The organism is Sphingomonas yantingensis, assembly GCF_014199325.1.
Lineage (GTDB): Bacteria > Pseudomonadota > Alphaproteobacteria > Sphingomonadales > Sphingomonadaceae > Sphingomonas > Sphingomonas yantingensis.
The window spans coordinates 224,928-239,390 of record NZ_JACIJJ010000004.1 but is presented as its reverse complement, the minus strand read 5'-3'; the positions used below and the strand labels follow the sequence as shown (position 1 = coordinate 239,390).

Annotated in this window: 11 protein-coding genes and 1 pseudogene; 8 read left to right on the top strand and 4 right to left on the bottom strand. The window is 68.9% G+C overall.

Annotation, left to right across the window (positions count from 1 at the left end; all coding sequences use genetic code 11):
• Positions 1–26 precede the first annotated feature (26 nt).
• Positions 27–2,816, bottom strand: coding sequence for a TonB-dependent receptor (locus FHR19_RS13890; protein WP_184029504.1), 2,790 nt, complete (start codon positions 2,814–2,816; stop codon positions 27–29).
• Between the two features lie 335 nt (positions 2,817–3,151).
• Between FHR19_RS13890 and FHR19_RS13885 the strand changes: the two genes are divergently transcribed.
• The 7 genes from FHR19_RS13885 (at position 3,152) to FHR19_RS13855 (ending at position 12,601) form a co-directional block, all read left to right on the top strand.
• On the top strand, positions 3,152–3,889 hold the full coding sequence (locus FHR19_RS13885; protein ID WP_184029502.1) for a GntR family transcriptional regulator: 738 nt from the start codon (positions 3,152–3,154) through the stop codon (positions 3,887–3,889).
• Positions 3,889–4,926, top strand: a complete 1,038-nt coding sequence (locus tag FHR19_RS13880; RefSeq protein ID WP_184029500.1) for an SIS domain-containing protein — start codon at positions 3,889–3,891, stop codon at positions 4,924–4,926. Before FHR19_RS13885 ends, FHR19_RS13880 begins: the two co-directional genes overlap by 1 nt.
• Complete coding sequence (gene nagA / locus FHR19_RS13875; RefSeq protein WP_184029498.1) at positions 4,923–6,047, top strand: N-acetylglucosamine-6-phosphate deacetylase; 1,125 nt, start codon at positions 4,923–4,925, stop codon at positions 6,045–6,047. Before FHR19_RS13880 ends, nagA begins: the two co-directional genes overlap by 4 nt.
• Before the next feature lie 35 nt (positions 6,048–6,082).
• Positions 6,083–8,557 carry a phosphoenolpyruvate--protein phosphotransferase gene (gene ptsP / locus FHR19_RS13870; RefSeq protein WP_184029496.1) on the top strand — a complete coding sequence of 825 codons (2,475 nt, stop codon included), beginning with the start codon at positions 6,083–6,085 and terminating at the stop codon, positions 8,555–8,557.
• Entirely contained in the window at positions 8,554–10,251 is a 1,698-nt protein-coding gene (gene nagE, locus FHR19_RS13865; RefSeq protein WP_184029494.1) for an N-acetylglucosamine-specific PTS transporter subunit IIBC, read from the top strand. Before ptsP ends, nagE begins: the two co-directional genes overlap by 4 nt.
• Positions 10,252–10,323: 72 nt before the next feature.
• A complete protein-coding gene (gene uraH / locus FHR19_RS13860; RefSeq protein WP_184029491.1) occupies positions 10,324–10,716 on the top strand; it encodes a hydroxyisourate hydrolase in 393 nt (130 codons plus the stop codon).
• A 49-nt stretch (positions 10,717–10,765) separates the two neighbouring features.
• Complete coding sequence (locus FHR19_RS13855; RefSeq protein ID WP_184029488.1) at positions 10,766–12,601, top strand: DUF885 domain-containing protein; 1,836 nt, start codon at positions 10,766–10,768, stop codon at positions 12,599–12,601.
• Here FHR19_RS13855 and FHR19_RS13850 read toward each other — a convergent pair.
• From FHR19_RS13850 to FHR19_RS13840, 3 genes are read right to left on the bottom strand one after another with little or no spacing between them, the layout of a single operon-like run.
• Complete coding sequence (locus tag FHR19_RS13850) at positions 12,598–12,870, bottom strand: UvrB/UvrC motif-containing protein (RefSeq protein WP_184029485.1); 273 nt, start codon at positions 12,868–12,870, stop codon at positions 12,598–12,600. The genes FHR19_RS13855 and FHR19_RS13850 overlap by 4 nt on opposite strands.
• Positions 12,867–13,052 carry a ComEA family DNA-binding protein gene (locus FHR19_RS13845; RefSeq protein WP_184029482.1) on the bottom strand — a complete coding sequence of 62 codons (186 nt, stop codon included), beginning with the start codon at positions 13,050–13,052 and terminating at the stop codon, positions 12,867–12,869. Before FHR19_RS13845 ends, FHR19_RS13850 begins: the two co-directional genes overlap by 4 nt.
• Entirely contained in the window at positions 13,052–13,543 is a 492-nt protein-coding gene (locus FHR19_RS13840) for a nucleoside deaminase (RefSeq protein WP_184029479.1), read from the bottom strand. The genes FHR19_RS13845 and FHR19_RS13840 overlap by 1 nt, the downstream gene beginning before the upstream one ends.
• Before the next feature lie 70 nt (positions 13,544–13,613).
• Between FHR19_RS13840 and FHR19_RS13835 the strand changes: the two are divergent.
• Positions 13,614–14,442, top strand: a pseudogene (locus FHR19_RS13835) (aldo/keto reductase).
• Positions 14,443–14,463 lie beyond the last annotated feature (21 nt).

Sequence of the window (14,463 nt, the reverse complement as noted above, 5' to 3'; positions counted from 1 at the left end):
AGCGCGCTTCGGGCCAGGGGGGAGGATTAAAAGCGAACCGACACCCCGCCGATGAAGGTGCGGCCGTTTTTGTAGAAGGCCGAGGGGCGATCGCGCGTGCCGCTATACTGGATGTACGTCTCGTCGAGCAGGTTCTGCGCGTTGAATGTCAGCGAGATCGCCTTTGTGATGGCCAGGCTCGCCGAGGCATCGAGCTGGGTATAGGGCGCGACCTTCTCGATCGAGCCGAGCCGCCCGATCGTGCGGAAATAGTCGGTGCGGTAGTTGTAGCTCAGCCGCGCCTGCACCGGCCCGCGCTCGAAATACGGGACCACGTTGACCGTGTGCTTCGACAGGTACGGCAGGTTGAGCGTGCCGTTGATGCCCGGGATCGTCGAGGTGCTGCTGTCCTGATAGGCATAGTTCGCCTGGATGCCGAACCCGCCCCAGATTTCGGCCTGTCCGTTGACCAGCACGCCGCTGACCTTGGCACTGCCGCCGTTGATCGGGCGCGAGACGCTGTAGCGGCTCTCGAGCTGCCCGGTCAGCGAGTTGAAGAGCGTCACGCCCTCCTGACGGGTGTTGATGATGTAGTTGCTGATGTCGCGGCGATAGAGCTCGACCGACAGCAGCGCGCCGGGACGCGGATAATATTCGGCCGAGAGTTCGTAGTTGATCGATTCATAGGGGCGCAGGTCGGGATTGCCGCCGCCCGCGTCGAACGTGACGTCGTTCTGCGTGATCGCGGCGGCGAGGTCCTGATAGCGCGGGCGCGAGATCACCTTGGCGACCGCGCCGCGCAGGATGAACTGCGGGCTGAATTCATAGGCGATGTTGAAGCTCGGCAGGAACTTCAGATAGTCGCTGGTCGAGGTCGTCGGCACCGGCTGGGGGTTCGGATTGGCGACGGTCGGCTGCGTCAGCGCATAGTTCGACTTGTCCTGCGTATAGACCAGCCGCCCGCCGATATTGCCGCGCAGGCCGCCCTGGTCGAAGTTGAGCTGGACGTAGCTGGCCGCGATCGTCTCCTTGACCTTGCTCGAAGCGCCGACCTTGTCGACCAGCGGCGAGTTGATCGCATTCGCGAGGATGTCGATCACCGCCTGTTCGGACAGGTTGATGAAGCTGCCCGCATTGCCGTTGGCGCCGCTTCCCGCGAAGATACCGTCGGGCGTCACGCCCACGTCGACGCCGAGCTGGTTGAGCGTACGCGAGGTCTGGAGATAGGTGTTGATGCCGCGCGCATCGACACGGTTGGTATGCTCGACGAAGCGGCTGCCGAGCAGCAGCTCGGTGAACGGTCCGAACGCGATCGGGATCGTCGCGTCATAGGCGGCGAAGATGTCGCGGTCGGTGGTGACGCTGTAGTCGAGGCCGCCGATCTGCGCCGCGTTCAGCGCTTGACCGTTGACGACGACCGGGCGCCCCTCGATCTGCGCGGGATTGTTGTTCGGGTTGGTGAAGAAGTTCGCCGGGTTGGTGATGTCGCCGTTGAAGTTGACCGTCGCCGATTCGGGCGTGATCGAGTAGCTGAAAGGCAGCTTGGTCTGGACGTTGAAGAGATATTCGGGATTGCGCCCGCCCTTCGCCTCGCTCCATCCCGCCTGGAACGACACCTTGGCACCGTCGCCATTGTCCCAGTCGCCGAAGAAGTTGAGGTTCTTGGTCTTCAGCTTCGTCTTGCGCACCAGCGTGTCGAGCTGCGCCGCCTGATTGGGCGAGGCGCCGAAGGTGGCGTCGGTGACGACGCCGTTCGCAACCGTCGCCGACTGGAGCACGCTGCCCGACCACGCGCCGGGGATCGTGTACATCGCCTGGCTGTAGTTGTCATAATTGCCGTCGATGTAGAGGCCGTTGATCGTGAAGGTGAGGTCGTCGGTGGGCTTGAACTGAACCGCGCCCGACACGCTCGCCCGCTCGCGCGACTGCTGGAAATAGGCATAGTTGATGCCGAACGGCGATGCGGCGTTGTAGAGGTCGGTGATCGTGCCGCCGGTGATCGTCGCGTTCGGGTTCTTCAGCGACAGCGCGCCCGTCCCGGGGTCGCGATTGACGAACGGGCTGTTGCGCGTGCCGTCCGCGTTCGCCTGATTGTTATCGTAGCCGAAGAACTCGACGCCGGCGCGGACGATGTTCTGCTTGTCATAGGTCGCGGCGAGCAGGATGCCGAAATTATCGGCCTTGTTCTTCCAGCTGTAGAGGCCGGAGGCGCGGACGTTCCCCTTTTCCGAGCGGTCGTTGTACGAATAGCCGGCCGAGGCGAACACCGAATTGGCGGGCAGGTCGAGCGGGCGGCGGGTGCGCACGATCACCGTGCCGCCAAGGCTGCCGTCCTCGATCCGCGCCTCGGGCGACTTGTAGACCTCGAGCCGGTCGACGAGTTCGGGCGCGAGCAGCGAATAGTTGAAGGTGCGGCTCGACGGATCGTTGTCGTTGCCGCCCCAGTCGGCCGAGGCGAGGCCGTGACCGTCGAGCAGCAGACGGTTGAGCGCCGGATCGGTGCCGAGGATCGCCACCTTCTCACCCTCGCCGAAGCGGCGGTCGATGCTGACGCCGGGCACGCGCGACAGCGATTCGGCGACGTTGCGATCGGGGAATTTGCCGATATCCTCCGACGAGATGACGTCGACGACGGCGTTCGCTTCCTTCTTGATCGCGATCGCGTTGCGAAGGCCGCCGCGGATGCCGGTGACGACGATTTCGCCGTCCTGCGCGTCGGCCTGATCGCCCGGCGCTGCCCTCGATGCGGCATCGGCCGGCGCGGCGGCATCCTGTGCATGGACCGCAGACGTCGCGACAATCGCGGTACCGGCCAGCAAAATCGCTCGAATCAGCATAAGAGAGCTCCCCAACCTCAAAACCGGCCGCGACGTCCCGGCCCGACTCGGATGCGACGATGGTCTATATTGGTATCGCTACCCGGCGCATAAGATATGACCAATTTATAACGTCGAATCTACGGAAAAATGTCATCCGGGTCATTTTCACGATCGTTTTGCCGATTACAGGGACTTAATCGGTTAAATCGACCGCCCGCTGCCCACCATCCGTAATTTTATTTCGCCGAACTGCCTGATTTATGACAGATCGACCGATCTTGGCTTGAACAATACCAGTTTATAACCTAGTTCGAGTCGAACAGGGTGCGACAGGCGCCGCCCGGGGGCAATCGATGACCTTTTCCGAACGCGTGGGGCAGTTCGATCCAGACAATCGCGCGCCGCTCTATGTCCAACTCCAGCAGATCATCCGCGCCGCCATCGCCGACAAGCTGCTGGCGCAGGACGATGCGATACCGCCCGAACGCGACCTAGCCACCGAGTTCGGCATCTCGCGGATCACCGTGCGCAAGGCGATCGAGGGACTGGTTGACGAGGGGCTGATCGTCCGCCGCCGCGGCGCGGGCACCTTCGTCGCCGCGCGCGTCGAAAAGAGCTTCTCCAAGCTCTCCTCCTTCTCTGAGGACATGCAGGCACGCGGCCGCGTGCCGAGCAGCGAACTGATCCTGCGTTCCGAAGGCAGCGTCACGCCCGAGGAGTCGCTGTCGCTCGGCCTGTCGCCGGGTACCCGCGTCTATCGCTTTCAGCGCGTCCGCTATGCCGACAACGTGCCGATGGCGATGGAATATGCGACGATCGCCGGCCACTGCCTGCCCAGCGCCGAGGCGGTGGAGCATTCGCTGTACGCTGCGCTCGAGGCGACGGGGTGCCGCCCGGTCCGCGCGCTCCAGCGACTGCGGGCGATCCCCTTCCCCGCCGAACAGGCCAAGCGGCTGGGGGTGGAGACGGGCCATGCCGGGCTGTTCATCGAGCGGCTCGGCTATTCGGCCGATGGCGAGACGATCGAGTTCACCCAATCCTACTACCGCGGCGACGCCTATGACGTCGTCGCCGAACTGAGCGCGATCTGATGGCGACAGTGACCAATTCCATAGGCACGCTGATGCTGGCCGAGGCGGGCGAGGCGTCGGCGCGGGTCGCCGACACGCTGGCCCGCAACGCCCCCACCGCCGCGGCGCTGGCGCGCCATGTGGCAGAGGTAAAGCCCGCCGCGATCGTGACTTGCGCCCGCGGATCGTCGGACCATGCCGCGACCTTTGCCAAGTACGTGCTGGAGACGCTGGTCGGCATCCCCGTGTCGTCGGCCGCCCCTTCGGTCGCGTCGGTCTATGCCGCGCCGCTCCGGGCCGAGGGCGTGCTGATGATCGCGATCTCGCAATCGGGGCGCAGTCCCGACCTGCTCGCGACGATCGACCGCTATCGCGCAGCGGGTGCGAAGGTGGCGGTGATCGTCAACGACGAAGCCTCGCCGATGGCAACGCGCGCCGACTGGCTGTTTCCGATCGGCGCGGGGCCGGAGCGATCGGTCGCCGCTACTAAATCGTTCATCCTCTCGCTCGCCGTGATCGCCGAGATTGCCGCGGTGCTGGGCAAGGACGCATCGCTTGGCGAGGCGCTGGATCAGTTGCCCGCTCAGCTTGCCGCGGCGTTCGACCTCGACTGGACCCCGCTGACGAGCACGCTGGCGGACGCCACCAACCTCTTCGTCCTCGGTCGCGGCTATGGCCTCGGCATCGCACAGGAAGCGGCGCTCAAGCTTAAGGAAACCTGCGCGCTTCATGCCGAGGCGTTTTCGAGTGCCGAGGTGCGGCACGGGCCGATGGCGATCGTCGGCGACAGGTTTCCCGTCATCGCCTTTGCCGGGTCGGGGCATGACGGCGACGATGTTCGCTCGGCGATGGGCGATTTCGCCGGCCGCGGCGCGTGCCCGCTGCTCGCCGACGCCAGCGGCTCGGGCGGCACCCTGCCCGCCATCGCCGCGCATCCGGTGATCGAGCCGATCCTGATGATCCAGAGCTTCTATCGCGCGGCGGAGGCGCTGGCGCGGACCCGCGGCCTCGATCCCGACAGCCCCCCGCATCTGCGCAAGGTGACCGAGACGCGATGACCCGCCTCGCTTTCGAAAATGGCGGCATCGTCACGCCCGCCGGCACCCGCGACTCGCTCGCGCTGACGGTCGCCGACGAAGCGATCGAGCGCCTCGACCCGGCAGAGGGCACCGCAATCGATCTCGAGGGCGGGCTGCTCCTCCCCGGCTTCATCGATACGCAGGTGAACGGCGGCGGCGGCGCGCTGTTCAACGATGCGCCAACGCCCGAAACGATCGCCCGGATCGGCGAGACGCATGCCCGGTTCGGCACCACCGCCTTCCTCCCCACGCTCATCAGCGACACGCTCGATCAGGTCGCCGCCGCGCTGGATGCGGTGGACGATGCGATCGCACGCGGCGTGCCGGCCTGTATCGGCGTGCATATCGAGGGGCCGTTCCTCAATGCCGAGCGCAAGGGGATCCACGACGCCCGGCATTTCCGCCCCCTCGACGACGCCGCGATCGACCTGTTGACCCGGCCGCGGGCGGGCAAGGTGATGGTGACGCTCGCGCCCGAGCGGAACCATCCCGACGCGATCGCCGCGCTGACCGAGGCGGGGGTCATCGTCTCGCTCGGCCACACCAATGCCACCTACGATCAGGCACGCGCCGCGATCGAAGCGGGCGCGCGCGGGATCACTCATTTGTTCAACGCGATGTCCCCGCTGATCCACCGCGAGCCCGGCATGGTCGGCGCCGCGCTCGAGGACCCCGGCGTCTATTGCGGGCTGATCGTCGACCATCGCCATGTGCATCCCGCGGTACTGCGCGTCGCGCTCGCCGCGCGGCCCGCCGACCGGATGATGCTCGTCACCGACGCGATGCCGAGCGTCGGCAACGGCGGGCGCCCCTTCACCCTGAACGGTGAGCCGATCCGGGTCGACGATGGCGTGTGCGTCGATGCGAACGGGACGCTGGCTGGCTGCGACCTCGACATGGCGACTGCCCTTGCCAACACGCTGACGATCGGCGTGCCCGTCGAACGGGCGAGCGCGATGGCGTCGGGCAATCCGGCGGCGTTCCTGGGAATCGAGGCGACGCACGGCAGCATCGCCGCCGGGCGGCGCGCCGACCTCGTCTGGCTAGGGGCCGACCACCGGGTGCGCGGCGTCTGGATCGGCGGCGAGCGCATCCACTGACCGCCGCCCCGCCCGCGGACAATGAAAGGGAGACGATGGCCGACCTCATCACGCTCGCCGCCCCCTGTGCGGGCCTTGCGCTGTCGCTCGATGCCGTGCCCGACGGCGTGTTCGCCGGGCGGATGATGGGCGACGGCGGCGCGATCGATCCGATCGAGGGCACGCTCCACGCCCCCTGCGACGGAGAGGTGCTGAGCATCCATGCCGGCCGCCACGCGGTGACGATGCGAGGCCCCGCCGGCGTCGAACTGCTGATGCACATCGGCATCGACACCGTCAGCCTGGGTGGCGCGCCGTTCGAGGTGCTGGTGACGCCCGGCCAACGCGTGATGGCGGGTGAGCCGCTGATCCGCTTCGACATGGATGCGATCGCCCTTGCCGCGCCGTCGCTCGTCACCCCGATCGTCATCGTCAACGGCGATCGCTTCGCGGTGGCCAGCCGCATCGCCGGCCGCCGGATCGAGCGCGGCGAGGCGTTTCTCGACCTGCGCCCGCTGGCGATCGAGGATGCCGCTCCGGTCTCAACCGGCACCCGCTTCGCCCGCCGCATTACTCTGTCGCTGCCGCACGGCATCCATGCCCGCCCCGCCGCGAGGATCGGCGAGCATGCGCGCCGCTACGACGCGGTCTGCACCATCGCCAAGGGCGAGCTGAGCGCCAATGCGCGCAGCGTCGTCGAGCTGATGGGCCTTGCCGCGCATCTGGACGACGAGATCGAGATCGCCGCGACCGGCCCCGATGCCGAGCGCCTCGTCACCGCACTGTGCGAGCTGATCCACGGCGGCATGGGCGAGACGAACGAGGTCGCCGCCGTGCCGGCCCCGCACGTGCCGCTGCCCGCGGGCGCGATCGGCGGCGTCCCCGCTTCACCTGGTCTCGCGGTCGGCCATGCCCGCTGGCTGCGCGTATCCGACCGTGCGGTCGAGCAGGACGGCGCGGGGGTCGAGACTGAACGGGCACAGCTTGCGTCGGCGCTCACTGCGCTGCGTGACCGGCTCTCGGTGGAGGGGGGCACCAATCCGGTCGCGACCGCGCATCTGGAAATGTTGGGCGACCCCGCCCTCACTGCCGCCGTCGACGCGGAGATCGCCGCCGGCCGCTCGGCCGGTCATGGCTGGCGAAGCGGCTGCCGGGCGATGGCCGATCGCCTCGTCCTGACCGGCGACCGGCGCCTGGCCGAACGCGCGGACGATTATCTCGACCTCGAACGCCGGGTGCTCGGCATCCTGGTGGGTGAGGACGACGCAGTGCTGCGGTTCGAGCCCGGCACGATTCTCGTCGCCGACGACCTCCTGCCGTCACAGGTCGCGGCGCTTGGCTCGGAAGTCGTCGGCCTAGCGGTGGGCGGCAGCGGCCCGACCGCGCACATCGCCATCCTCGCCGCGGGCCGCGGCCTACCCGCCGTCGTCGCGATCGGTGAGGCGATCGGCGAGGTCGCGGACGGCGACGCGCTGATCCTGAACGGCACGACCGGCGCGATCGAACGCGCGCCCTCGCCTGAGCGCCTTGCCGAGGCACGCGCCTCGGTCGAAGCCGCCGCCCGCGCCGCCACCGTGGCGGTCGCGGCCGCCGCCGACGCCGCGATTACCCGCGATGGCCACCGGATCGAGGTCTTCGCCAATCTTGGCTCGCTGGCCGACGCCGAGGCGGCGGTCGCTGCCGGGGCCGAGGGATGCGGCCTGCTGCGCACCGAGTTCCTGTTCCTCGATCGCGCCAGTCCGCCGGATGTCGAAGAACAGGCTGCGCTCTACGACCGGATCGGCGCGGCGATGGCGGGTCGGCCGGTGATCGTCCGCCTGCTCGATGTCGGCGGCGACAAGCCCGCGCCGTATCTCGACTTCGCCGCCGAGGAGAATCCGGCACTCGGCCTGCGCGGCATCCGCGTCGGTCTGACCCACCGCGCCCTGCTCGAAACACAGGTCGCCGCGATCCTGCGCGCGGCCAAGCATCACGACCTGCGCATCATGGTCCCGATGATCGCCAGCGTCGAGGAACTGGAGGCGGTTCGCGCCGTCGTCGCGGGCGAAGCGGCGAAGATCGGGCGGACGCGGCCGATCCCCCTCGGCATCATGGTCGAGACGCCGGCCGCGGCGATGATCGCCGCGCAGCTTGCCCGACGTGCAGATTTCTTCTCGATCGGCACCAACGACCTCACCCAATATGCGCTGGCGATGGATCGCGGCAATCCGGCGGTGGCGAGTGGGATCGACGGCCTGCATCCCGCCGTCCTCGCGCTGATCGCCGCGACCGCGCGGGGGGCCGAGCGTCACGCCCGCATGGTCGGCCTGTGCGGTGGCCTCGCCTCCGACCCGCTCGCGGTGCCGCTGCTGGTCGGGCTCGGGGTCGAGGAACTGTCGGCGACCCCGAATCGCGTGCCGGAAGTGAAGGCCCTGGTCCGTCGCCTCTCACGCGCCGACTGCCGCGCACTTGCCGAGGCTGCGCTCGCCGCCGCCACCGCCGCAGAGGTCCGCGCGCTCGCGCTTCGCTTTCAACAGGAGTTGCCGGCATGAAGACGCTGCTCGCCGTGCTGCAATCGATCGGCCGCGCGCTCATGCTGCCGATCGCGGTGCTGCCCGTCGCCGGGCTGCTGCTTCGGCTCGGCCAGCCCGACCTCATCGACGTGCCGCTGCTGGCGGCGGCGGGCAATGCGCTGTTCTCGAACCTTGGCCTGCTGTTCGCGATCGGCGTCGCGACGGGGCTGGCTAGGGACGGCAACGGCGCGGCGGCGCTGTCGGGGGTCACCTGCTACCTCGTTGCGGTCCACGGCGCGCGCGCACTGCTCGACGTACCGGCGGCGACGACCGCAGGGATGGCAATCGACGTTGCCGCGACCGTCGCCGATGCATTTCGTGCCAAGGCGATCGCGCGGCTCGACGTCCCGATCGGGATGATCGCGGGCGTCGCGGCGGGGCAGCTCTATAACCGCTTTTCGGGCATCGCCCTTCCCCCTTATCTCTCCTTCTTCGGCGGGCGGCGGTTCGTGCCGATCGTCGCGGGGATCGCGGGCCTGCTGCTCGCGGGCGTGATCGGCCTCGGCTATGGCGCGCTCAGCACCGCGCTCGACCATCTCGGCACCGCGCTCACCGCGTCGGGATCGGCGGGGCTGTTCGTCTTCGGGGTGCTCAACCGGCTGCTCCTCGTGACGGGACTGCACCACATCCTGAACAACATCGCCTGGTTCGTGCTCGGCGACTATCAGGGGACGACGGGCGACCTGCGCCGCTTCTTCGCGGGCGATCCGAGCGCCGGCAAATTCATGAGCGGCTTTTTCCCGATCATGATGTTCGGCCTGCCCGCCGCGTGCCTCGCCATCTATCGCAACGCCCGGCCCGAGCGGCGCAAGGAAGTCGGCGGGCTGCTCGCCAGCCTTGCCGCAACCTCGTTCCTGACCGGCGTGACCGAGCCGATCGAGTTCAGCTTCATGTTCCTCGCCCCCGCGCTCTATGCCGTGCATGCGGTGCTGACGGGCGCGGCGATGGTGGTGATGGACCTGCTCGGTGTCCATCTGGGCTTCGGCTTTTCCGCCGGGCTGTTCGACTATGTCCTGAACTTCGCCGCCTCGACCCGGCCGCTGATGCTGCTGCCGGTGGGGGCGGCGTTCTTCGCGATCTATTTCTTGGTGTTCGAGTTCGCGATCCGGCGTTTCAACCTCGCGACGCCGGGGCGCGAAGCGGTTGCCGCGTCGACCGCCTCCGCTGCCGGCCCCGCCGCGCCACGCGCCGAACGCTTCCTCGCCGCGCTCGGCGGCGGCAGCAACATCCTGACGCTCGGCGCCTGTACGACGCGCCTGCGCCTGACGGTGGTCGATCCGGGCCGGGTGGACGACGCCGCGCTCAAGGCGCTGGGCGCGATGGGGATCCTGCGCCCCTCGGCCGGCACGGTGCAGGTGATCGTCGGCCCGGTCGCCGACGTCATTTGTGCCCAAATCGCCGCGCTGACCGATCGTGATAGCGCGCCGCAAGCGCCCGCTTTGGCCGCGTCCGCGCGGACCGTGCGCCCCGTACCGGCCATCGTCGAAGCGATCGGCGGTCCCGCGCACCTGAAGGCCGCGAGCTTGGCCGCCGGTCGCCTCCGCCTCCAGCTAGACGGTACGTCGGTATCCGGGTCGAGGCTGGAGCAGGTCGCCGGCGTCGCGGCCGCGGTCGAGGTCGGCGGCGGCATCTGGCACCTGCTGGGCGACCCCGCAGCGCTGATCGCCGACTGACGCGCGGGGCCGGGCGTTGCGTTCGGCCCGGCGACGCGCCAGACCGGCCTCATCGAAGCCGGAGAACCTGCCATGAAGAAGCTCGCCCTCGCGCTCACAGCCGCGTTCGTCGCCTCCCCCGTCGCGGCGGCGGACATTTCGACGCACGTTCTCGACCTCGCGCGCGGGGTCGGGGGCAAGGGCGTGCCGGTCGTCCTCTCTCGCCGCGCCGCCGATGGCCGCTGGCAGCGGGTCGCCGCATCGACGACCGATGCCGACGGCCGCATTCGCCATTTCGACGAGAAGGCCGCGTTCGAGCCGGGCGTCTATCGCCTCGATTTCGACATGACCCGCTATTCCGACGCATCGGCCAGGCCCTTCTTCCCGGAAATCACGCTGACGTTCAGCGTCACCGATGCGAAGGCGCATTACCATGTGCCCGTCGTCGTCAGCCCGTTCGGCTATTCGACCTATCGCGGGAACTGACGCCGCACGCTATGCCGCGTGCCACATGGAACTGGAGAGGATCGACCGAATGGACCGCAGGCTCTTTCTCGGCGGCAGTATCGCCGCGCTCGCCGCGCATGGCGGGCTGATCGCGCAGGTCCGGCGCGCGGCGTCGCCCGGCAAGGGCGATGCGGCGATGCGGCGGTTAATGGATGCCTTCTGGGACGAAGAGCTGGAGCTGATGCCGGAAACGGCGACGCAGCTCGGCCTCGACACCGGCATCCATGCCGGCGCCCGGTCGCGCCTCAACGACTATTCGTCCGCCGGTCGCCTGCGCTGGGTGGCGAGCCGCAAGGACCGGCTGGCGCGGCTGAACGCGATCCCGGATGCAGCCTTGTCGCCGGCATGGGCGACGAACAAGGCGGTGGTCGCCTATGCCTATGAACAGGCGCTGGCGGGCGGCAACCGCTATCGCTTCGGCGAACCGGGGACGGGCTATGCGCCCTTCTCGCCCTATGTCGTCAGCCAGCTAACCGGCGCCTATGCCTCAGTCCCCGATTTCCTCGCCTCGGTCCATCCGGTGACGACTGTGCGAGACGCGGAAGCATATCTCGCGCGGCTCTCGGCGTTCGATGCGGCGCTCGACGCCAACACCGCGACGCTGCGTGCGGATGCTGCGGCCGGCGTGCTCGCGCCCGACTTCGCGCTCGATGCCGCGCTGGCGCAGTTGAAGGCGCTGCGCTCGACGGCCGCGCGCGCCAACGGCCTCACCACCGGGCTTGCAGAGCGGACCGCCGCGGCGAAGATCCCCGGCGACTGGGCCGCCCGCGCCGCGGCGATCGTCGAGCGCGAAGTCTATCCCGCGATCGACCGCCAGATCGCCGCGCTGACCGCGGTCCGGGGCAAGGCACGGTCCGAGCCCGGCATCTGGGCGATCCCCAATGGCGACGCTTTCTACGCCGGCGCGCTCGAGTTCCAGACGACGACGACGCTCACTCCAGACGAGGTGCACCGGCTAGGACTGGAGCAGGTCGCCGCGCTCGACGCGCAGCTCGATCCGCTGCTGCGCGCGCAGGGGCTGACCAGCGGCAGCGTCGGCGACCGGCTGACCGCCTTGTCGAAGCGGCAGGATCAGCTCTATCCGAACACCGATGCGGGCCGCGCCGACCTGCTCCGCGCGCTGGAGCGGCAGGTCGCCGACATCCGCGCCCTGATGCCTCAGGTATTCGCGACACTGCCCAAGTCGCCGGTCGAGATCGTCCGCGTGCCCCCCGAAATCCAGGACGGCGCGCCCAACGGCTATGCCACCAGTCCGGCGCTCGACGGGTCGCGGCCGGGCCGCTTCTACATCAACCTCAAGGACACGGCCGAGTGGCCGAAGTTCACGCTGCCCACCCTCACCTATCACGAGGCGCTGCCCGGCCATCAGTGGGAGGGGTCGATCGCGCTTGCCTCCACTGACACGCCGATCCTGCGCCGCGCGGGCATGGGCTTTGCGGCCTACGGCGAAGGCTGGGGGCTCTATGCCGAGCAGCTTGCCGACGAGCTTGGCGTCTATGCGAACGATCCCGTCGGGCGGATCGGCTATCTCCAGTCGCTGAAGTTCCGCGCCGTCCGCCTCGTCGTTGACACTGGCATGCACGCCAAGCGGTGGAGCCGGGCAAAGGCGACCGATTACATGGTCCAGACCACCGGCTTCGCGCGCGGGCGGGCGCAGCGGGAGATCGACCGCTACGCCGTCTGGCCGGGCCAGGCGTGCAGCTACAAGGTCGGCCATACCGAATGGGTACGGCTGCGCGAGGCAGCCAAGGCGCGGGCGGGCGCGCGGTTCGATATCCGCCGCTTCCACGACGTGCTGCGCCAGGGGTCGATGCCGATGGTCGTGCTGGCGAAGCAGGTCGAGGCGCTGTTCCCGGGAGCTTAGGGCTTCCTGCGCCGCCCGGTCATCAGGTCGGGCTTGGGCGGCGGGGTCCAGCCGGGCGGTGGGGTCACCGCCTGTCGGCTGCTGCCGAGGCCCATGCGGCCGGGTTGCTGGCGCGCGATCCCGGCAGTGTCGGCGGCTGCCGCGGCGTCTGGCGCCGCGCCGCCGCGGATCAGCGCGATTTGGTCACGCAGCCGCCGCGCCGCCTCGAAATCCAGCGCGGCGGCGGCGGCCTCCATTTCCGCCTGAAGCCGGTCCAGTTCGACGCTCATCCGACCCCGACCTCTCCCTTCAGCCCGTCGGTCTTGCCGGCCATGCCGGGGACTTCCTCGAGCTGGCGCAGGCTATCGAACCGGCCGCGTTCCTCGCGATAGCGGACGATCTCGAACCCGTGGCCCTTGAGCGCGGGCACGGCGTCGATTTCCTCGGCCGTGGCGATATTGAGGTCGAGCATCAGAGATTCGCCTGTTCGTCGGCCGACAGGTCGGCGTCGGGCGGGTAATAGAGCTTCGCGCATTCCTCGCGCAGGCAGCCGCCCTCGATCACGATGTCGTCGCGATACGCCTCGGCGATGAAGTCGAGCGTGTCGATGTGCCGTGCCTCGAAATACATTTCGTGCACGTCGTCGCGCCCTGCGCCGTAGACGACCCGGCCGACCTTCGACCAGATCGAGGCCATGGTGCACATCCCGCACGGTTGCAGCGTCGAATAGAGTGTCGCCCCGCGCAGTTCGAGCTCGCCCACCCCCTCGCACCCGCGGCGGATCGCCATCATCTCGGCATGGGCGGTCGCATCGGGCAGCTCCTGCGTCTGGTTGCGCTCGGCGGCGATTTCTCGCCCATCGAGGACGATGACCGAGCCGAGCGGCGAGCTTGCCGGGTCCGATCCCTTCGATCGCGCGACCTCGATCGCGCGGCGCATCCAGCGTTCGTCATCTTGCGTCATCGGCACCTCCGCCACGCTAACGCGGCGAAACGCGTTTGGCCCCATCGCGCGACCAAGGCGTTGGTCGGGCATGCAGACGATCTCCTTCCCCGACGGTACCGCCGTCCCCGCACTCGGCCAGGGCACCTGGATGATGGCCGAGGATCCCGGCGCCCGCGCCGCCGAAATCGCCGCGCTGCGCGAGGGCATCGACCTCGGCCTGACACTTGATCGACACGGCCGAGATGTATGCCGACGGCGCATCCGAAGCACTGGTGGGCGAGGCGATCGCGGGCCTGCGCGAGCAGGTCTTCCTCGTCAGCAAGGCCTATCCGCACCACGCCTCCGCTGATGCGCTGCCACGGGCGTGCGAGGCGAGCCTGAAGCGGCTGGGCACCGATCGGCTCGACCTCTACCTCCTCCACTGGCGCGGGCGCGTGCCGCTAGCGGAGACGGTGGAGGCGATGGAGCGGCTGGTCGACAGCGGCAAGATCCTGCGCTGGGGCGTCAGCAATCTCGATGCCGACGACATGGCCGAACTGGTCGAGGTGGGCGGGGCTGCGTGCCAGACCGACCAGATCCTCTACAACCTCACCCGGCGCGGGCCGGAACACGACCTGATCCCGTGGCTGGCCGCGCGGCGGATGCCGGTGATGGCGTACAGTCCCGTCGAGCAGGGCCGGCTGCTCGATCACGCCGGCCTGCGCCGGATCGCCGAGGATCGCGGCACCACGCCCGCACAGGTCGCGCTGGCCTGGCTGCTGGGAAAGGGCGTGATCGCGATCCCGAAGGCGGGATCGGCGGCGCATGTGCGCGAAAACCGCGCGGCCGCGGACCTCGAACTGACCACCGAAGAACGCGCGGCGCTCGACGCCGCCTTCCCCGCCCCGCGCGGCCCGGTGCCGCTCGAAATGCTCTGACCGGGCGGCGGTTCGACCCGC

Excerpts from the sequence above, each read along its gene's own strand:
- FHR19_RS13885 (WP_184029502.1), top strand. The coding sequence starts at position 3,152 with ATGACCTTTTCCGAACGCGTGGGGCAGTTCGATCCAGACAATCGCGCG.
- ptsP (WP_184029496.1), top strand. The coding sequence starts at position 6,083 with ATGGCCGACCTCATCACGCTCGCCGCCCCCTGTGCGGGCCTTGCGCTG.
- nagA (WP_184029498.1), top strand. The coding sequence starts at position 4,923 with ATGACCCGCCTCGCTTTCGAAAATGGCGGCATCGTCACGCCCGCCGGC.
- FHR19_RS13855 (WP_184029488.1), top strand. The coding sequence starts at position 10,766 with ATGGACCGCAGGCTCTTTCTCGGCGGCAGTATCGCCGCGCTCGCCGCG.
- uraH (WP_184029491.1), top strand. The coding sequence starts at position 10,324 with ATGAAGAAGCTCGCCCTCGCGCTCACAGCCGCGTTCGTCGCCTCCCCC.
- FHR19_RS13890 (WP_184029504.1), bottom strand. The coding sequence starts at position 2,816 with ATGCTGATTCGAGCGATTTTGCTGGCCGGTACCGCGATTGTCGCGACG.
- FHR19_RS13845 (WP_184029482.1), bottom strand. The coding sequence starts at position 13,052 with ATGCTCGACCTCAATATCGCCACGGCCGAGGAAATCGACGCCGTGCCC.
- FHR19_RS13840 (WP_184029479.1), bottom strand. The coding sequence starts at position 13,543 with ATGACGCAAGATGACGAACGCTGGATGCGCCGCGCGATCGAGGTCGCG.
- FHR19_RS13850 (WP_184029485.1), bottom strand. The coding sequence starts at position 12,870 with ATGAGCGTCGAACTGGACCGGCTTCAGGCGGAAATGGAGGCCGCCGCC.
- nagE (WP_184029494.1), top strand. The coding sequence starts at position 8,554 with ATGAAGACGCTGCTCGCCGTGCTGCAATCGATCGGCCGCGCGCTCATG.
- FHR19_RS13880 (WP_184029500.1), top strand. The coding sequence starts at position 3,889 with ATGGCGACAGTGACCAATTCCATAGGCACGCTGATGCTGGCCGAGGCG.